Origin of the sequence: Methylobacterium sp. J-090 (genome assembly GCF_022829345.1) — a bacterium.
Taxonomy (GTDB): domain Bacteria; phylum Pseudomonadota; class Alphaproteobacteria; order Rhizobiales; family Beijerinckiaceae; genus Methylobacterium.
The window spans coordinates 1-13,328 of the sequence record NZ_JAKSXV010000035.1; the positions used below are offsets into that span (position 1 = coordinate 1).

At 65.7% G+C, this 13,328-nt stretch carries 14 protein-coding genes and 2 pseudogenes; 6 read left to right on the top strand and 10 right to left on the bottom strand.

What is annotated here, in order from left to right; all coding sequences use genetic code 11:
* A partial coding sequence (istA, locus tag MKK49_RS05755; RefSeq protein WP_244027098.1) for an IS21 family transposase occupies window positions 1-1,008 on the bottom strand: 1,008 nt, incomplete at its 3' end.
* A 325-nt stretch (window positions 1,009-1,333) separates the two neighbouring features.
* On the opposite strand from istA, the pseudogene MKK49_RS05760 reads away from it, so the two are divergent.
* Window positions 1,334-2,088 (top strand): annotated as a pseudogene (locus MKK49_RS05760) (IS5 family transposase).
* A gap of 6 nt (window positions 2,089-2,094) precedes the next feature.
* On the opposite strand, the gene MKK49_RS05765 reads toward MKK49_RS05760, so the two are convergent.
* The 3 genes from MKK49_RS05765 to MKK49_RS05775 form a co-directional block, all read right to left on the bottom strand.
* Complete coding sequence (locus MKK49_RS05765; protein WP_244027099.1) at window positions 2,095-2,577, bottom strand: hypothetical protein; 483 nt, start codon at window positions 2,575-2,577, stop codon at window positions 2,095-2,097.
* A gap of 81 nt (window positions 2,578-2,658) precedes the next feature.
* The gene (locus tag MKK49_RS05770) at window positions 2,659-3,084 is read right to left on the bottom strand and encodes a type II toxin-antitoxin system VapC family toxin (RefSeq protein ID WP_244027100.1); all 426 of its coding nucleotides are present in this window, start codon (window positions 3,082-3,084) and stop codon (window positions 2,659-2,661) included.
* Window positions 3,084-3,326 carry a type II toxin-antitoxin system Phd/YefM family antitoxin gene (locus MKK49_RS05775; RefSeq protein ID WP_244027101.1) on the bottom strand — a complete coding sequence of 81 codons (243 nt, stop codon included), beginning with the start codon at window positions 3,324-3,326 and terminating at the stop codon, window positions 3,084-3,086. The genes MKK49_RS05770 and MKK49_RS05775 overlap by 1 nt, the downstream gene beginning before the upstream one ends.
* Window positions 3,327-3,518: 192 nt before the next feature.
* Between MKK49_RS05775 and MKK49_RS05780 the strand changes: the two genes are divergently transcribed.
* Window positions 3,519-4,670 (top strand): DUF6551 family protein, encoded by a 1,152-nt coding sequence (locus MKK49_RS05780; RefSeq protein ID WP_244027102.1) that lies wholly within the window; start codon window positions 3,519-3,521, stop codon window positions 4,668-4,670.
* Window positions 4,671-4,784: 114 nt separating this feature from the next.
* On the opposite strand, the gene MKK49_RS05785 is transcribed toward MKK49_RS05780, so the two are convergent.
* A complete protein-coding gene (locus tag MKK49_RS05785) occupies window positions 4,785-5,006 on the bottom strand; it encodes a helix-turn-helix transcriptional regulator (RefSeq protein WP_244027198.1) in 222 nt (73 codons plus the stop codon).
* 80 nt (window positions 5,007-5,086) lie between these two features.
* Here MKK49_RS05785 and MKK49_RS05790 point away from each other — a divergent pair.
* Window positions 5,087-5,652, top strand: a pseudogene (locus tag MKK49_RS05790) (DUF6088 family protein); the annotation flags it as partial.
* Window positions 5,653-5,862: 210 nt separating this feature from the next.
* On the opposite strand, the gene MKK49_RS05795 reads toward MKK49_RS05790, so the two are convergent.
* From MKK49_RS05795 to MKK49_RS05805, 3 genes are all read right to left on the bottom strand, one after another.
* A complete protein-coding gene (locus MKK49_RS05795) occupies window positions 5,863-6,582 on the bottom strand; it encodes an RlmE family RNA methyltransferase (protein WP_244027103.1) in 720 nt (239 codons plus the stop codon).
* Window positions 6,579-7,694: a Ppx/GppA phosphatase family protein gene (locus MKK49_RS05800; RefSeq protein ID WP_244027104.1), complete on the bottom strand. Its 1,116-nt coding sequence runs from the start codon at window positions 7,692-7,694 to the stop codon at window positions 6,579-6,581. Before MKK49_RS05800 ends, MKK49_RS05795 begins: the two co-directional genes overlap by 4 nt.
* Window positions 7,695-7,874: 180 nt before the next feature.
* Window positions 7,875-8,345, bottom strand: coding sequence for a response regulator (locus MKK49_RS05805; protein WP_056086736.1), 471 nt, complete (start codon window positions 8,343-8,345; stop codon window positions 7,875-7,877).
* 378 nt (window positions 8,346-8,723) lie between these two features.
* On the opposite strand from MKK49_RS05805, the gene MKK49_RS24470 reads away from it, so the two are divergent.
* Complete coding sequence (locus MKK49_RS24470; RefSeq protein ID WP_279595353.1) at window positions 8,724-9,497, top strand: cold-shock protein; 774 nt, start codon at window positions 8,724-8,726, stop codon at window positions 9,495-9,497.
* Between the two features lie 112 nt (window positions 9,498-9,609).
* Window positions 9,610-9,861 (top strand): hypothetical protein, encoded by a 252-nt coding sequence (locus MKK49_RS05820; protein ID WP_244027105.1) that lies wholly within the window; start codon window positions 9,610-9,612, stop codon window positions 9,859-9,861.
* A 249-nt stretch (window positions 9,862-10,110) separates the two neighbouring features.
* Here the strand turns inward: MKK49_RS05820 and rpsD are convergent, their stop codons facing one another.
* Complete coding sequence (gene rpsD, locus MKK49_RS05825) at window positions 10,111-10,728, bottom strand: 30S ribosomal protein S4 (RefSeq protein ID WP_056086744.1); 618 nt, start codon at window positions 10,726-10,728, stop codon at window positions 10,111-10,113.
* 221 nt (window positions 10,729-10,949) lie between these two features.
* The gene (gene murI / locus MKK49_RS05830) at window positions 10,950-11,828 is read right to left on the bottom strand and encodes a glutamate racemase (protein ID WP_244027106.1); all 879 of its coding nucleotides are present in this window, start codon (window positions 11,826-11,828) and stop codon (window positions 10,950-10,952) included.
* Window positions 11,829-12,050: 222 nt separating this feature from the next.
* Between murI and egtB the strand changes: the two genes are divergently transcribed.
* Window positions 12,051-13,322, top strand: a complete 1,272-nt coding sequence (gene egtB, locus MKK49_RS05835; protein WP_244027107.1) for an ergothioneine biosynthesis protein EgtB — start codon at window positions 12,051-12,053, stop codon at window positions 13,320-13,322.
* Window positions 13,323-13,328: the final 6 nt, after the last annotated feature.

Sequence of the window (13,328 nt, forward strand, 5' to 3'; positions counted from 1 at the left end):
CATGACCGAGTAACGGTTGTTGTCGAAGCGCACGAGGCAGGTCGTGGACACCGAGGCGGTGATGGCGTGGAAGCCGTCGAAGCGGCCGGCATAGGGAACGAAGGCTGCCCGCTCGATCTCGAACCGCTCCCAGACGGTGTGTTCGCGCTCCTCGGGATGAGGATGCGCCTTGGCGTAGGCGATCACCCCATCGAGCAGGAGGGCGTTCAACTCCTCGTAGCTCTTCACCCGGACGCGCGGGGTGAAGAAGCGCTCGCGCACCAGCCCGACCTGGTTCTCGACCTGCCCCTTCTCCCAGCCCGAGGCCGGCGTGCAGGCGACCGGATCGACGAGGTAGTGCGAGCACATCTGCAGGAAACGGCGGTTGTAGGCGCGCTCGCGCCCGACGAAGATCGTCTCCACCGCGGTCTTCATGTTGTCGTAGATGCCGCGCTGGCAGGTACCTTGGAAGAACGCGAACGCCCGGTCGTGGGCGTCGAACACCATCTCCTGGCTCTCGCGCGGATAGGCCCGCACGAACAGCATGCGCGAGTGGCAGAGGCGGACGTGGGCGACCTTGACCGTGACGGTCGTGCCGCCGATCAGCACGATCTCGTTGCTCCAGTCGAACTGGTAGGTCTCGCCCGGGGCGAACGACAACGGCACGAAGGCTTGCGCCGTTACGGAGTCCCGCTCGCTGCTCCAGGATTTGGCATAGCGCCGAACGGCATCGTAGCCGCCCTCGTAGCCGAGCCCGCGCAGCGCCTCGTAGATCCGGATCAGGGTCAGCCGCTCGCGGGCGGACCTGCCGGCGTTGGTGGTCAGCATCCGATCGAGATCGTCGCGCCACGGCCCGAGCTTGGGCAGCGGCTGCACGTCGCGCTCGTAGGCGAAGGCGGTGGCCCCCGACCGGATGACCTTCCGGACCGTGTTGCGGGAGACGTGCAGGTCGCGGACGATGTCCTTGATCGCGCGGCCGCGGGTGAAGAACTCGCGCCGGATGCGCGCAATCGTGTCCACGCCCTTCATCCCCCTACACCACCCTTCCGGCCGTACCGGAGGGCAGTCTGCGAGAACGAGGTTAGGGGGTCAGAATTGGACGCCGATCCCCCGCCTCACGGGGTCAAAGTTGCACGCCGAAACACAGCAGGACCGGCGCGATCACCGCCCACTCCGCATCCGTCAGATCAAACCGTGCCATCGGTATCTCCTTCCAAAGAGGGAAACCCGATGATCCTCGTCCTGATCCAAAACCCGTTATGAGTTCACGACCTAGGTAGGGAACTCATACAACCAATTGCCGTCGCTTGCGTTTTCTTCCTGAGTTTGGAGTTTCCAGCGCAGGAGGATTGCGATGGCACGGTTGTTCTGGCTTTCGGATGAGGCTTGGGCGCGGATCGAGCCGCACCTGCCTCACGGCCAACCGGGCAAACCTCGGGTCGACGACAGGCGGGTCATCAGCGGCATCCTGCACGTCCTGAAGGTCGGCTGCCGCTGGCAAGACACGCCTTCCGCCTATGGCCCACACACGACGATCTACAACCGCTACAACAGGTGGTCTCAGCGCGGGGTCTGGCAGCGGCTGTTTGCCAAGATCACGGCCGCAGGCCCCGTTCCCGACGAGTTGATGCTCGACGCGTCCCACGTGAAGGCCCACCGCTCGGCATCGGGCGGAAAAGGGGGGCCTGGAGCCAGGCGATCGGCCGCTCGCGCGGCGGGTTCACGAGCAAAATCCATTGCTTGGCCGATGGTCGTGGCCGACCGGTTGCGTTCGCCCTGACGCCCGGCAACGTGGCCGACATCACCATGGCGCTGCCGCTATTGCAGGCTGTCGTGCCGCCCAAGCGCCTGATTGCCGACAAGGCCTACGACGCACAGAGCCTGAGAGACTGGCTGAAGAGCCACCGGGTGATCGCCACCATCCCGTCCACGGCCACCCGGACGGTGCCCTACAGGCACAGCCGGATCGCCTACCGGCGGCGCAATCAGATCGAGCGGCTGTTCGGCCACCTCAAAAACTGGCGGCGCGTTGCGACCCGCTATGATCGCTTAGCCTGCAACTATCTGGCCGCCGTCGCGCTCGTTTCGTGTGTCATCGCATGGACCTGAATGAGTTCACGACCTAGCGCGTTCATGGGCGAGGACACGTTCCTCGCTAGCGCGACCCAGAGCCCGATTGCGGGCATCACGCTCAGCCACGTCGTACTTCCGGGCGATGAAGGTCATCTGCTCGAGTTCGTCGGGCGGCGGCGCATTGCTGTGCGTCGGTGGCGGGCCGATCCACAACATTGCTTCCTCGCGAAGCGCTGACGGCGACGGCCCCATTGCCATCCGCGGGGCTGGTGCGAGCCAATCCGGATGACGGTTGAGCCAGAGCACCACCGCATCGACGAGCGAGGCCTGGAAATTGAAGGCCGGTTTGTGGCCGGGGATCCAGTCCTCACCGAGCCCCTTGAGCACGGCGCTGATATTCTGATGCTTGTATTCGATCGAGCCGCGGGGCCGATCGATCACCGCCTGCAGCAAGCGGTTATGCTTGGCCTTGCTGTAGGGGCGCCCGGCGATGTCATCGCCAAGCATCGCGAAGTAATCCGCCACGATCGCGTCGTTCTGCTCGTCGGACCAGTCACCCGCTATGGTAGCTCCCAAGCGAGCCGGCCAAGCTGTGAGAGGCCCGGATCACGCCAGCAATTGTGCCGGCACACCGAGCGCCGGTCCGGCATCGGCAAGCCGCTGGTCCAACGTATGCACTGTAGCGCCATGCTCCGACGCGACGGCAAGATGCAGGGCGTCACCGGCGCGAAGGCCCAAGGTGTGCTGATCGGCAAACTTCGCCGCCGCGCGGAACTGCCGGCCCGTCACGGGCAGCACGGTGAAGCTCTCGGCGACCAGCTTGTTGAACATGGCGAGCGCTGCCGCGCGCCGCTCCAGGCTGATCTGTCCAGTCCGCAGTTTGATCGCCATGGCCGACGACATCTCGGTGACCGTCCAGTCGCTGATCAGGAGCTGAGCGGGATCCTGCTCTGCCAGCCAGGCCTGAACACGCGGCGTCATCGCTTCATTGGAGTGCGCCGCAACGATCAGCGACGTGTCGAGATAGAGCATTAGTAGCGGTCGCCGTCCCGCATCGATCGCACGAGATCAGCGGCACTCTGGGACTGGGGCGGCATCGCCGCCGTCAGCGATTGGAGCAGTGCGGCATCGATCGGCTTACGCGGCCTAGCCACGGCAGTGAGCCGCGCGACCGGCTTGCCGCGCCGGGTGATTTCGATCGAATCGCCCGCTTCGACCCGGTCGACCAGTTCGCTCAGATGGGCTTTGGCGTCCGCCAGATTGATCGCATCCATGCCACGCTCCTGACCATGTAGATGGTCATATAGCGCGTTTGGGATAAGAATTCCAGCGGCGCCTTTCCTCGTCACCCTCTTTGGCAAACCCTTAGGACCGGAGGCAATCGCAAGCCATCCAGATTGCATGTTCGGGAGGCACGTCCTGATCACTCGCCGGCATGACGCTCGCGAGTCTTCAGGAGACATGACATGACGCTCGAGCAAACTGCCTGCCAACTTGGCGACGTTCGCAACTGGACCAATGACGGGTCATTCATCCCGGATTGGGTGCGCATGCAAATGTCTGGAGACGTCGCATCCAATGGCACTTTTCTTATCGTTACACTGGTCGGCACCGCGCGGGTGCATTTGGGAGACGTTGTCATCGAGCATCGAGGCCAACTTTGGTCTCGGTCACCTGAAGAAGTTCCACAACTGATCGACGGCTTTGACGCAGAGGTGTCGCTGCCAATCGCCGCTATCGGTCCTGGCAAAGCCGCTCAGTTCGGAACGAAGAGCAAAGCCGGAAAAGGAAGAACACGGGGTGGTGAGCGCAAGATCGGATTTCGGCCGCCCATTGGAAAAATGCCGAGCATCGAATGGGTGCATACCACCGAGCTAAGCGTCGATCAGTCCTACCAGCGGTCGATCGACAATGAAGGATCACGGCGTCTGATCGCGAGCATCGCCGCCAATTTCGACTGGCGCCTCTGCGCTCCGCTCGTCGTCTCGCGGCGCCCGGATGGGTCGAAGGTGATCATAGACGGGCAGCACCGCTGGGCTGCAGCTGTCCGAAGAGGCGATCTGCTGCAATTGCCGTGCTGCCTTTTCACCTATGACAGCCCAGAGGATGAGGCGCGCATGTTCATCGTCGCCAATCGCGCCCGCAAGCCGATGAACCGTCTGGATGATTTCCACGCCGCCTTGGCGGCGGGGGATGAAGATGCGCTCGAGATCCAAAGGCTCGTGACTGAAGCGGGGTTGCGAGTGGCCCGCAACACCGCATCCACCGCCTGGAAAGCCGGAGAGGTTGCGTTCACGTCCTCGATCGCGGCCGCGCTGCGTCGATATGGCCCGCCGATTGTCTCTGCCGCACTGACCAGCATAGCCGAGGCCTATGAGGCTCGCCCTCTTACTTATGGTGCGTCGATATTCGGTGCCTTGATCAAGCTCTTCGCCAATCCCCCTGAAGGGTTTGATCCTGACGATCTCGTACCCACGTTGCGGCATTTCGATATGGCCTCACTCGGGGAGATCATAAGGGGCCTTAACGGCGGCGACACCCGCACGGCCGCCGTTCACGCTGCCATTCTCGAAAACTTGAGTCAGGAAAAACTGGCCGACAGCGAAGTACCGGCGTAGTAGTTTGATGTTGCACTCGGGGCTTGCCCGAGTGCGACATTTTCAATCGCCCTGCAATTCCGCCTCAGGTCTCGTGAGGACCGCTGGGCTCAGCACCAAAATCATCGGGAGCGATCAGACTGGGCGGACTGGTAGCTTTGCCGATAAATTGGATCTCAGCGTTCTTTTACCGGGCGCGTCTTGCGCAGGCGAACATCGGGAAGGGGCCTTTCTGATGCGTCCGGCATCGCTATCAGCACGACACTGTCTCAGCCAAGCCTCGACCTCGCTGAGATCCCACACCACACTTCGCGGTGTAAGATAGAACCGGCGCGGGAATTCGCCTCTGACCTCCATGTCGTAAATCGTGGTGTCGGAAAGCGGAACAACCAAGCGCAACTCATGTCAGCGGATCGTCCTGGGCAGTCCGGTCAGAACCGGAGGGCACGCCCGTCTCCGCCAAAAGCTTGCTCCATCTCGGCAATCGTGCAGCGGTGGGCCAGGCGTTGTCGCGTCTTGCCGAGAGAGGCCGGCTGATTCGGGCGGGGCTCGGCGTTTATGTTCGTTCCGTCACCGGTCGGTACAGCCCGAGAGTTCCTTCGATCGAGCGGCAGTGCAGGCATTTGCAAGGCAACGAGGCGAAATCATCGTTCCGAGCGATGCTGCCGCAGCCAACATCCTCGGCCTTTCTACACAAGTGCCAGTCCGGTCGGTCTATGTTACCTCGTGGTGTTCGCGGACCGCGCGTTTCGGCAGGCAGGTTGTTGAGCTTCGGCACGCCCCACGCTGGCAACTCGCTTTTGCGGACCGACCGGCTGGCAACACGATTCGGGCGTTGGCCTGACTGGGACCGGAGAGTGCGGATACTGCCTCGAGAACATTGAAGCGCACGCTCTCGCCGCCCGACTTCAGCGAACTCGTGTCAGCCGCATCGCAGTTGCCAACCTGGCTTGCCCAGGCCATTGGGAAGGCCGCATACAGCAGATGCCCTTCTCAACCTTGATGCAGGATCAAAACAGCCGTCGCTCTCGATAGATGGCGAAGGGTACGTTTCTCGAAAACGCCGAAATTTGCCAATGAAATCAACAGTCAGCCCTTCGAGACGATACAGTTGACGGTAGTCTTTAAGAGTGAGACTTTTTTCGTGAGCTATTTCAACCTGCTAGCTACGCCCGGCACCATTGAGTGGGAATAGGGCTGGCGCCCAGCCCGATCAGTCTTCCTCGGCGTCCGCCGTATCGGAGGGACGCCCGCCCCGATACCCCGTGGCCAACACGTAGAGCTCGCTCGAATCCGCCCGGCTCGCGTTCGGCTTGACGTGGCGCACGGCGGCGAAGTCGCGCTTCAGGTCCGCCAGCAAGGTGCCCTCGGTGCCGCCCTGGAACACCTTGGCGAGGTAGGACCCGCCGGGTGCCAGGATCTCGCGGGCGAACTCGGCCGCCGTCTCGGCCAGACCGATGATCCGCAGGTGATCTGTCTGTTTGTGCCCGGTGGTGTTGGCCGCCATGTCCGACAGGACGAGGTCGGCCGGCCCGCCGAGCAGGCCGGTGAGGAGGCCCGGCGCCTCCGGTGCGAGGAAGTCGAGGGTGATGAACTCGACGCCGACCATGGGCTCGATCTCGAGAAGATCGATGCCGACGATCCGCCCCGAGCCACCGACGATCTTGGCCGCGACTTGGGACCAGCCGCCGGGCGCCGCGCCGAGATCGACGATGCGCTGGCCGGGCTTCAGGAGCTTGAACCGCTCGTCGATCTCGATGAGCTTGAACGCGGCCCGCGAACGGTAGCCCTCGCGCTTGGCCCGGGCGACGTAGGGATCGTTGAGCTGGCGCTCCAGCCAGCGCTTCTGCGAAGCGGTGCGACCGCGCCCCGTCTTTACCCGTTGCTTGAGTTCGCCGCGCAACCCTGCGCCGGCACCACGCCTGTCACTCACCGGTAACCCCCACGGCGCCAGACGCCGTCTTCACGCATCATGTTCATCAAAAGGCCCTCGCGCAGGCCGCGATCGGCGATGCGCAGGCGGTCGGACGGGAACGCCCGGCGGATCGCCTCGAGAATGGCGCAGCCCGCCAGCACGAGGTCGGCCCGGTCTCGGCCGATGCACGGATTGTCCGCGCGCTGGTCGAGACGCGTGTCGAGGAGGTCGTCGATGGCGCCGCCGACCTCGCCGTCGCTCATCCACAGGCCGTCGACCCGGCGGCGCTCATAGCGGGCGAGGCGCAGGTGCATGGCGGCGAGCGTCGTCACGGTGCCCGAGGTGCCGAGCAGGTGGAAATGCCGGGCGTTGGCGGCGGGTGCGGCCCGGATGGCGAAGCGGGCCAGCATGTCGGCCACTTCCTCCACCATGCCCTCGAAGGTGAGGCGGGTCACGTCGGCGCCGCCGTGGCGCTCGGCCAGGGTGACGACCCCCACGGGCAGCGAATCCCAGGCGCGGATGCGCAGGGTCGGGTCCGTGGACGGGTTCGTGGCCGCCCCGTCGAGCCAGGCGATCTCCGTGGAGCCGCCGCCGATGTCGAAGATCACCACCGATTCGGCATAAGGGTCGGCAAGCGCCGCGCATCCGGTCACCGCCAGGTAGGCCTCCGTCTGGCGGTCGACGATCTCGAGGTCGAGGCCCACCTCGTCGCGCACACGCTCGACGAAGGCCGCGCCGTTGACGGCCAGCCGGCAGGCTTCCGTGGCGATGATCTTGGCGCGCACGACACCGCGCGCCTGCATCTTGGCCCGGCACACGCGGAGGGCATCGATGGTTCGCTCGATGGCGGGTTCGCTCAGGCGGTCGGCATTCCCGAGCCCCTCGCCCAAACGGACGATCCGCGAGAACGCATCAATGACGCGAAAGCCGTGGGACGCCGGCTCGGCGATGAGCAGGCGGCAATTGTTGGTACCGAGATCGAGGGCGGCGTAGGCATTTCGGCGCGCCGGCCGATGGGCCGCGGCCAGCGTCTCGGAGCGTGCCGGCAGCGCCCCCGGGTTCGTCACCGTGGGCGTAACGGGGCCGGCCGTGGGGCGGGCCGGCATGGTCGCGGCACTCTCTTCCCGCATCGGCTGCGCCGGATTCCCTCGTCGTGATCCCAGGCGGAAAGCCGGACCATCATTCGTTCACCAAGCTACAGGTGTCGCAGGCAAACTGCAAAGCCCTGAATTCGTTGACGTGGATCGTCCCACACCCTGGGAGGCGACGGGTTCGGGACGGGGCTTACCACAGCACTTCCGCTTACTGGGTCAGTTCGCCTTGCCGGCGGCCAGGAGGCGCGGCACCGGCCGAAGCAGGCTCTTGACCTGCGAGAACGGACGGGGGCGGTTGATGACCTCGTCGAGGCGCGACCACAGGGTCTTGGGCGAGAACGGCTTGGCGATGATCTCGTTGACGCCCAGCGAGATCGCCCGATCCACGACGTTGCGGCGCGGCTGAGCCAGCATCAGGATGATCGGCACCGTCGGGGATGGGGACGTCGTCGGCGTACGGGCAAGGCGGATGAACTCCTCGCCGGAGAGAATCGCCAGGTCCCAGTCGATGATGGTGAGGTCCGGCTTGCTCTCGGCGAGGACGCCGAGGGCCTCGGCGCCGTCGGGCGCTTCGAGGACGCGCTTGATGCCCACGCGCATGAGCATGTCACGCACGATGCGGCGGATATACAAGCTTTCGTCCACCACCAGGGCGGACAGGTCCGGAAAGGTCGGGGTGGCGATCATGGCGGTGGCGTTCGGCTCCGGTCCGCTCTCTCGGACCGGCCCAGCCCGCACCCTAGACGCGTCGGCCTTTTCGTTTTCCTAACATGCACACCAATCTCGCAATTTCGGAACGACGCCGCATTGCGCCGAAGCGAACCTTGCGAAGGGGTTTCCGGGGGGCGTCATGCCGGCTACGCATTTTGCCGCACAAAAATGATGGAACCTGAACCGAAGGCCGGAAATGGACCTTGCGATAGCGCCTTGTTTCAGTCAGGACTATGGCGTTATTCTTGGTCACCGCTGCCGGGGGTAATGATAGTGCGGAGCGTGGGCTGTCTGGGATGGCGCGCACGCGGTATTCTTAAATGATGGTCGGCGGACGGTTTTTGCGAGCTTTCTATGGGACGTGGTCGTGATTTCAGGGGGCCGCAGAAGCGCGGCTTCGATGAGGGTGGAGCCGAGCCGCGTTGGCCCGATCAAGCTCCGCCGAGCGGCGGTGGCTACGGCGGCGGCTTCGGTGGTGGCGGCGGTTTCGACCGCGCCCCGTCCCGCGCGGCGGCAGCCCCCTCGGGACCGGAGCGCGATGCGACGGTCAAGTGGTTCAACAAGGAGAAGGGCTTCGGTTTCGTCGAGCTGGCTGACGGTTCGGGCGATGCCTTCCTCCACATCCGCGCCGTCGAAGCCGCAGGCCATGCCGACCTCATGCCCGGCACGCGCCTGACGGTCCACACGGCTCAGGGCCAGAAGGGTCCGCAGGTGACCGACGTCACCAGCGTGGACACCTCGACGGCCGAGGCTGCCCCCATGCGCGACGCGCGTCCGCCCCGCACCGGCGGATTTGGCGGCGGTGACCGCTTCGGCGGCGACCGTGGTGGCTACGGCGGCGGCGCTGGTGGTGGCGATCGCTACGGCAGCGCCGGTGGCGGCGACCGTGGCGGCGGACGCTTCGCCAGCGGTCCCTCGACCGAGATGAGTGGCACCGTGAAGTGGTACGATCCGGCCAAGGGCTTCGGCTTCGTTTCCGTCAACGACGGCGGCAAGGACGTGTTCGTGCACCGTTCGGCCCTGTCGCGCGCCGGCCTCGAGTCCCTCGCCGAGGGTCAGCAAGTCGTGCTCGGCGTCGTCGAGGGCCAGAAGGGCCGCGAGGCCCAGAGCATCAACGTCGACGATTGATTCGAAACTCTGGTCGTTCTTCGGCCATGGTTGGAAGATCAAGTTGAGCGCACGGCGGTCCTCCGGGGCCGCCGTTTCGCGTTTCGGCTTTGAATTCCCCTGCGGAGAGACCATGCGGATCGCACCGCTCAGCCTGCTCTGGCTCGCGACCTTCGTCGTTCCGGCCTTTCCCGAGGACTTCACAGGTGCCTATGCGGGGGTAAATGCGGGCTATGCCTTTTCCGGCAAGGACAGGCCGAAAGCGGGGCTCGGGCTTCCTGCTTTGGACGACGCTCGCACCTCCGAGATGCCGCCGAGTGCGCGGCAGGCCTCGGAGGTTTTGCGGGCGCGCAATCGTCGGGACCGCCCCTCCCCTCTTCGATGAGGGATGGAAGTCATACGGTTTCCGCTTGATCATGTCGGTGAGGCGGTGAAACGCGGGTCCCCTCTCCTGGAAGGAGAGGGAGCACCCACGCGACCGTTCGATCCGAAGTGATCAACCGGAAAAGGTATCACTCCCCCTCACCCGACCTGCGGGAAGCGTGATGACCCATCTCACCAAGAATCCCGCCCAACAAAAAGGGCCGCCCCGAGGGGCGGCCCTTTTCGCATCGGCGACGATCTCCGGTCGGGATCAGCGCGAATAGAACTCGATCACGAGGTTCGGTTCCATCTGAACCGGGTAGGGAACCTCGCCGAGGTTCGGGATGCGGGTGACGCGCGCGGTCATCTTGGCGTGATCCACCTCGATGTAGTCCGGCACGTCGCGCTCGGCGAGCTGGGAGGCCACGACCACGATCTCGAGTTGCTTGGACGAATCCTTCACCTCGATCACGTCGCCGGTCTTCACGAGGTAGCTGGCGATGTTGACGCGCTGGCCGTTGACCTTGACGTGGCCGTGGTTGACGAACTGGCGCGCGGCGAACGGGGTCGGCACGAACTTGGCGCGGTAGACCACGGCATCGAGGCGGCGCTCGAGCAGGCCGATCAGGTTCTCGCCCGAATCGCCACGGAGACGGATCGCCTCGGCGTAATAGCGGCGGAACTGCTTCTCGGTGATGTTCGCGTAGTAGCCCTTGAGCTTCTGCTTGGCGCGCAGCTGCGTGCCGAAGTCGGACATCTTGCCCTTGCGGCGCTGGCCGTGCTGGCCGGGGCCGTACTCGCGGCGATTGACGGGGCTCTTCGGGCGGCCCCAGATGTTCTGGCCCATGCGGCGATCGAGCTTGTGCTTCGCCTGAATGCGTTTTGACATCGCGGTTCCTCTCGCAACGGAGATCTATCGAGGAACGCGCCCTCCTCTTTCCGGACCGGCCCCAAGGGCCTGACCCGGAACGACAGAGCGGCCGAAGCCGACTCACGGGTGCGCTTGAAAACGTTTCGGGGCCCCTCGTCGGGACCCCGTCACGTGCGCCTCGATAGAGCAGGCCGGCGCGCCCGTCAATGCCGAGCCGGCTCGGCTCCGCAGGGGCGGCCTTACTGGAGACCGAGCGGCATCGCTTCGACCTCGACGGCGGTGACGCCGCGCAGGGTGAGGGACGCCCGCAAGGCGTCCGTGAGGCCCGCGCCGCCGGTGAAAGCCCCGAGCACGGAGCCCGACGCGCCGTCCGCGGGGCGCCGGCCAACCCCCAGGAGTTGCGTCACCCGGCGGGCGATGGCGGGCGCGGGATCGATCCACAGGACCGGCCACGGCGCCAGGGCCTGGAGGCGCGGCAGCAGCAGCGGATAATGCGTACAGGCGAGGCAGATCACATCGGTCCGCCGGCCATCCTCGCCAAGGGCGAAGCACGGTGCGATCTCGGCGGCGAGGCGCGTATCGTCCACGGGCGCCCCGGCGAGCTCCGCTTCCGCGAAGCCGGCAAGATTGGGGGCTCCCACCAGGGTGACGTCACAGGCACCCGCGTAGGTCTCGATGAGTTCGTGGGTGTAGGCGCGCGCAACCGTGCCGGGGGTGGCGAGCAGGCTGATCCGGCGCGTGCGCGTTGCCTCCGCGGCCGGCTTGATCGGCGGAACGACGCCGACGAAGGGAATCGTGAAGCGTTGGCGCAGGGCCGGCAGCACCAGGGTCGAGGCGGTGTTGCAGGCGATGACCACGAGGTCCGGCCGGTGGACCGCAACGAGACGGTCCATAACGGCGAGCACCCGGTCGACGAGCGTCGCCTCCGCCAGGCGGCCATAGGGGAAGGCGGCGTCGTCGGCGGCGTAGACGTAGGCTGCGTCCGGTCGGGCTCGGCGCACCTGCTCCAGCACCGTGAGGCCGCCGAGCCCGGAATCGAAGACGAGGATCGTCGGAACCGGGTTTACACCCGCCGCCGCAGCGACCGTGGCCGCGCCTGCCATGAGATTGTTCCGCATCCGAACCCGGTCCGACGCCATGCGAGGAAGGCAAGTGTCGGTTGGCCCCGGTTAAGAGGGTGTGACCGCGGCGCGAAAAAGGCGGCCGGTTCGAGGAACGGGCCCGTCACGCTGCCGAGCGGGTTGGCGCGGCGGGCGCGACGAACCGTTCGGCGTCGCGCCCGTTGCCGAACGGCCCATCGGCCATATCTTCCAGCGTCACAGAGACACGGAGAAACCGGCATGGCAGCGACCGCAGCGTTTCGCGACACCGCCCCTGAGCTGTCCGGACGCACGGCGTTCCCACCGCCGAGCCTCAACGCCCGGCCGGTCGATCGTCAGGCCTGGATCGCGGCGTTTCATCATGTTCGCGACGAGACCGAGCGACGGGCCGCCCCCCTGTCGCCGGAGGATCAGCAGGTCCAGTCCATGGCGGATGCGAGCCCGACGAAGTGGCACCGCGCCCACACGACCTGGTTCTTCGAGCAGTTCCTCCTGCGGGCGCATCTGCCGGGCTACGCCCTCTACGACGAGCGCCTGCACTACCTGTTCAACTCGTACTACGTCGCCGCCGGCCCGCGCCAACCGCGCATCCTGCGCGGCCTCATCACCCGACCGACGACCGAAGAGGTGGCCGGCTACCGCGCGCATGTTGATCGCGCCGTCGATGCGCTTCTGGCGCAGGCTTCGCCGGCGTCCCTCGATACGCTGCTGCCGATCCTCGAAATCGGGCTCTACCACGAGCAGCAGCACCAGGAACTGCTGATCACCGACATCCTGCACGCCTTCGCGCAGAACCCCCTCGGGCCGGCCTACGATGAAGGGTGGCGTTTCCCGACACCTCAAACCGCGAACGGCACGGTGCCGCTCGCCCGAACCATCACCCGGATCGGGCATGACGGCGAAGGCTTCTCCTTCGACAACGAATCACCCCGCCACGAGGTGCTGATCCAGGGGGGCACCCTCGACTGCGGCCTCGTGACCAACGCCCAATGGTTCACCTTCATGGCTGACGGTGGCTACACCCGGCCCGAACTCTGGCTGTCCGATGGCTGGCTCGCGGCACAGGCCGAGGGCTGGGATGCACCGGGTTACTGGCGCCGAGACGGGGTCGGTTGGGCGACGATGACGCTCGCCGGCATTCGTGCCGTCGACCCATCCCTGCCTGTCACCCATGTGAGCTATTACGAGGCCGATGCCTACGCGCGCTGGGCCGGGCGCGATTTGCCGACGGAATTCGAATGGGAAGTCGCGGCCCGCGACGGGCTCCTGGCCGACGCCTTCGGATCGGTCTGGCAATGGACCCGAAGCGCCTACACGGCCTATCCGGGCTACCGGCCCGTGGACGGGGCGCTCGGCGAGTACAACGGCAAGTTCATGTCGAACCAGTTCGTCCTGCGCGGCTCGTCCGTGGCGACGCCCGAGGGCCATGCCAGGGTTGGCTACCGGAACTTCTTCTATCCGCATCAGCGTTGGCAGTTCACGGGCCTGCGCCTGTCCGACACCCGCGCCTAGAACAGA

What these genes read in the sequence shown, in the direction of transcription:
- MKK49_RS05770 (WP_244027100.1), bottom strand. Translation starts at nt 3,084, where the DNA reads ATGCTCTATCTCGACACGTCGCTGATCGTTGCGGCGCACTCCAATGAA.
- MKK49_RS05775 (WP_244027101.1), bottom strand. Translation starts at nt 3,326, where the DNA reads ATGGATGCGATCAATCTGGCGGACGCCAAAGCCCATCTGAGCGAACTG.
- MKK49_RS05780 (WP_244027102.1), top strand. Translation starts at nt 3,519, where the DNA reads ATGACGCTCGAGCAAACTGCCTGCCAACTTGGCGACGTTCGCAACTGG.
- MKK49_RS05785 (WP_244027198.1), bottom strand. Translation starts at nt 5,006, where the DNA reads ATGGAGGTCAGAGGCGAATTCCCGCGCCGGTTCTATCTTACACCGCGA.
- MKK49_RS05800 (WP_244027104.1), bottom strand. Translation starts at nt 7,694, where the DNA reads ATGCGGGAAGAGAGTGCCGCGACCATGCCGGCCCGCCCCACGGCCGGC.
- MKK49_RS05805 (WP_056086736.1), bottom strand. Translation starts at nt 8,345, where the DNA reads ATGATCGCCACCCCGACCTTTCCGGACCTGTCCGCCCTGGTGGTGGAC.
- MKK49_RS24470 (WP_279595353.1), top strand. Translation starts at nt 8,724, where the DNA reads ATGGGACGTGGTCGTGATTTCAGGGGGCCGCAGAAGCGCGGCTTCGAT.
- MKK49_RS05820 (WP_244027105.1), top strand. Translation starts at nt 9,610, where the DNA reads ATGCGGATCGCACCGCTCAGCCTGCTCTGGCTCGCGACCTTCGTCGTT.
- rpsD (WP_056086744.1), bottom strand. Translation starts at nt 10,728, where the DNA reads ATGTCAAAACGCATTCAGGCGAAGCACAAGCTCGATCGCCGCATGGGC.
- murI (WP_244027106.1), bottom strand. Translation starts at nt 11,828, where the DNA reads ATGCGGAACAATCTCATGGCAGGCGCGGCCACGGTCGCTGCGGCGGCG.
- egtB (WP_244027107.1), top strand. Translation starts at nt 12,051, where the DNA reads ATGGCAGCGACCGCAGCGTTTCGCGACACCGCCCCTGAGCTGTCCGGA.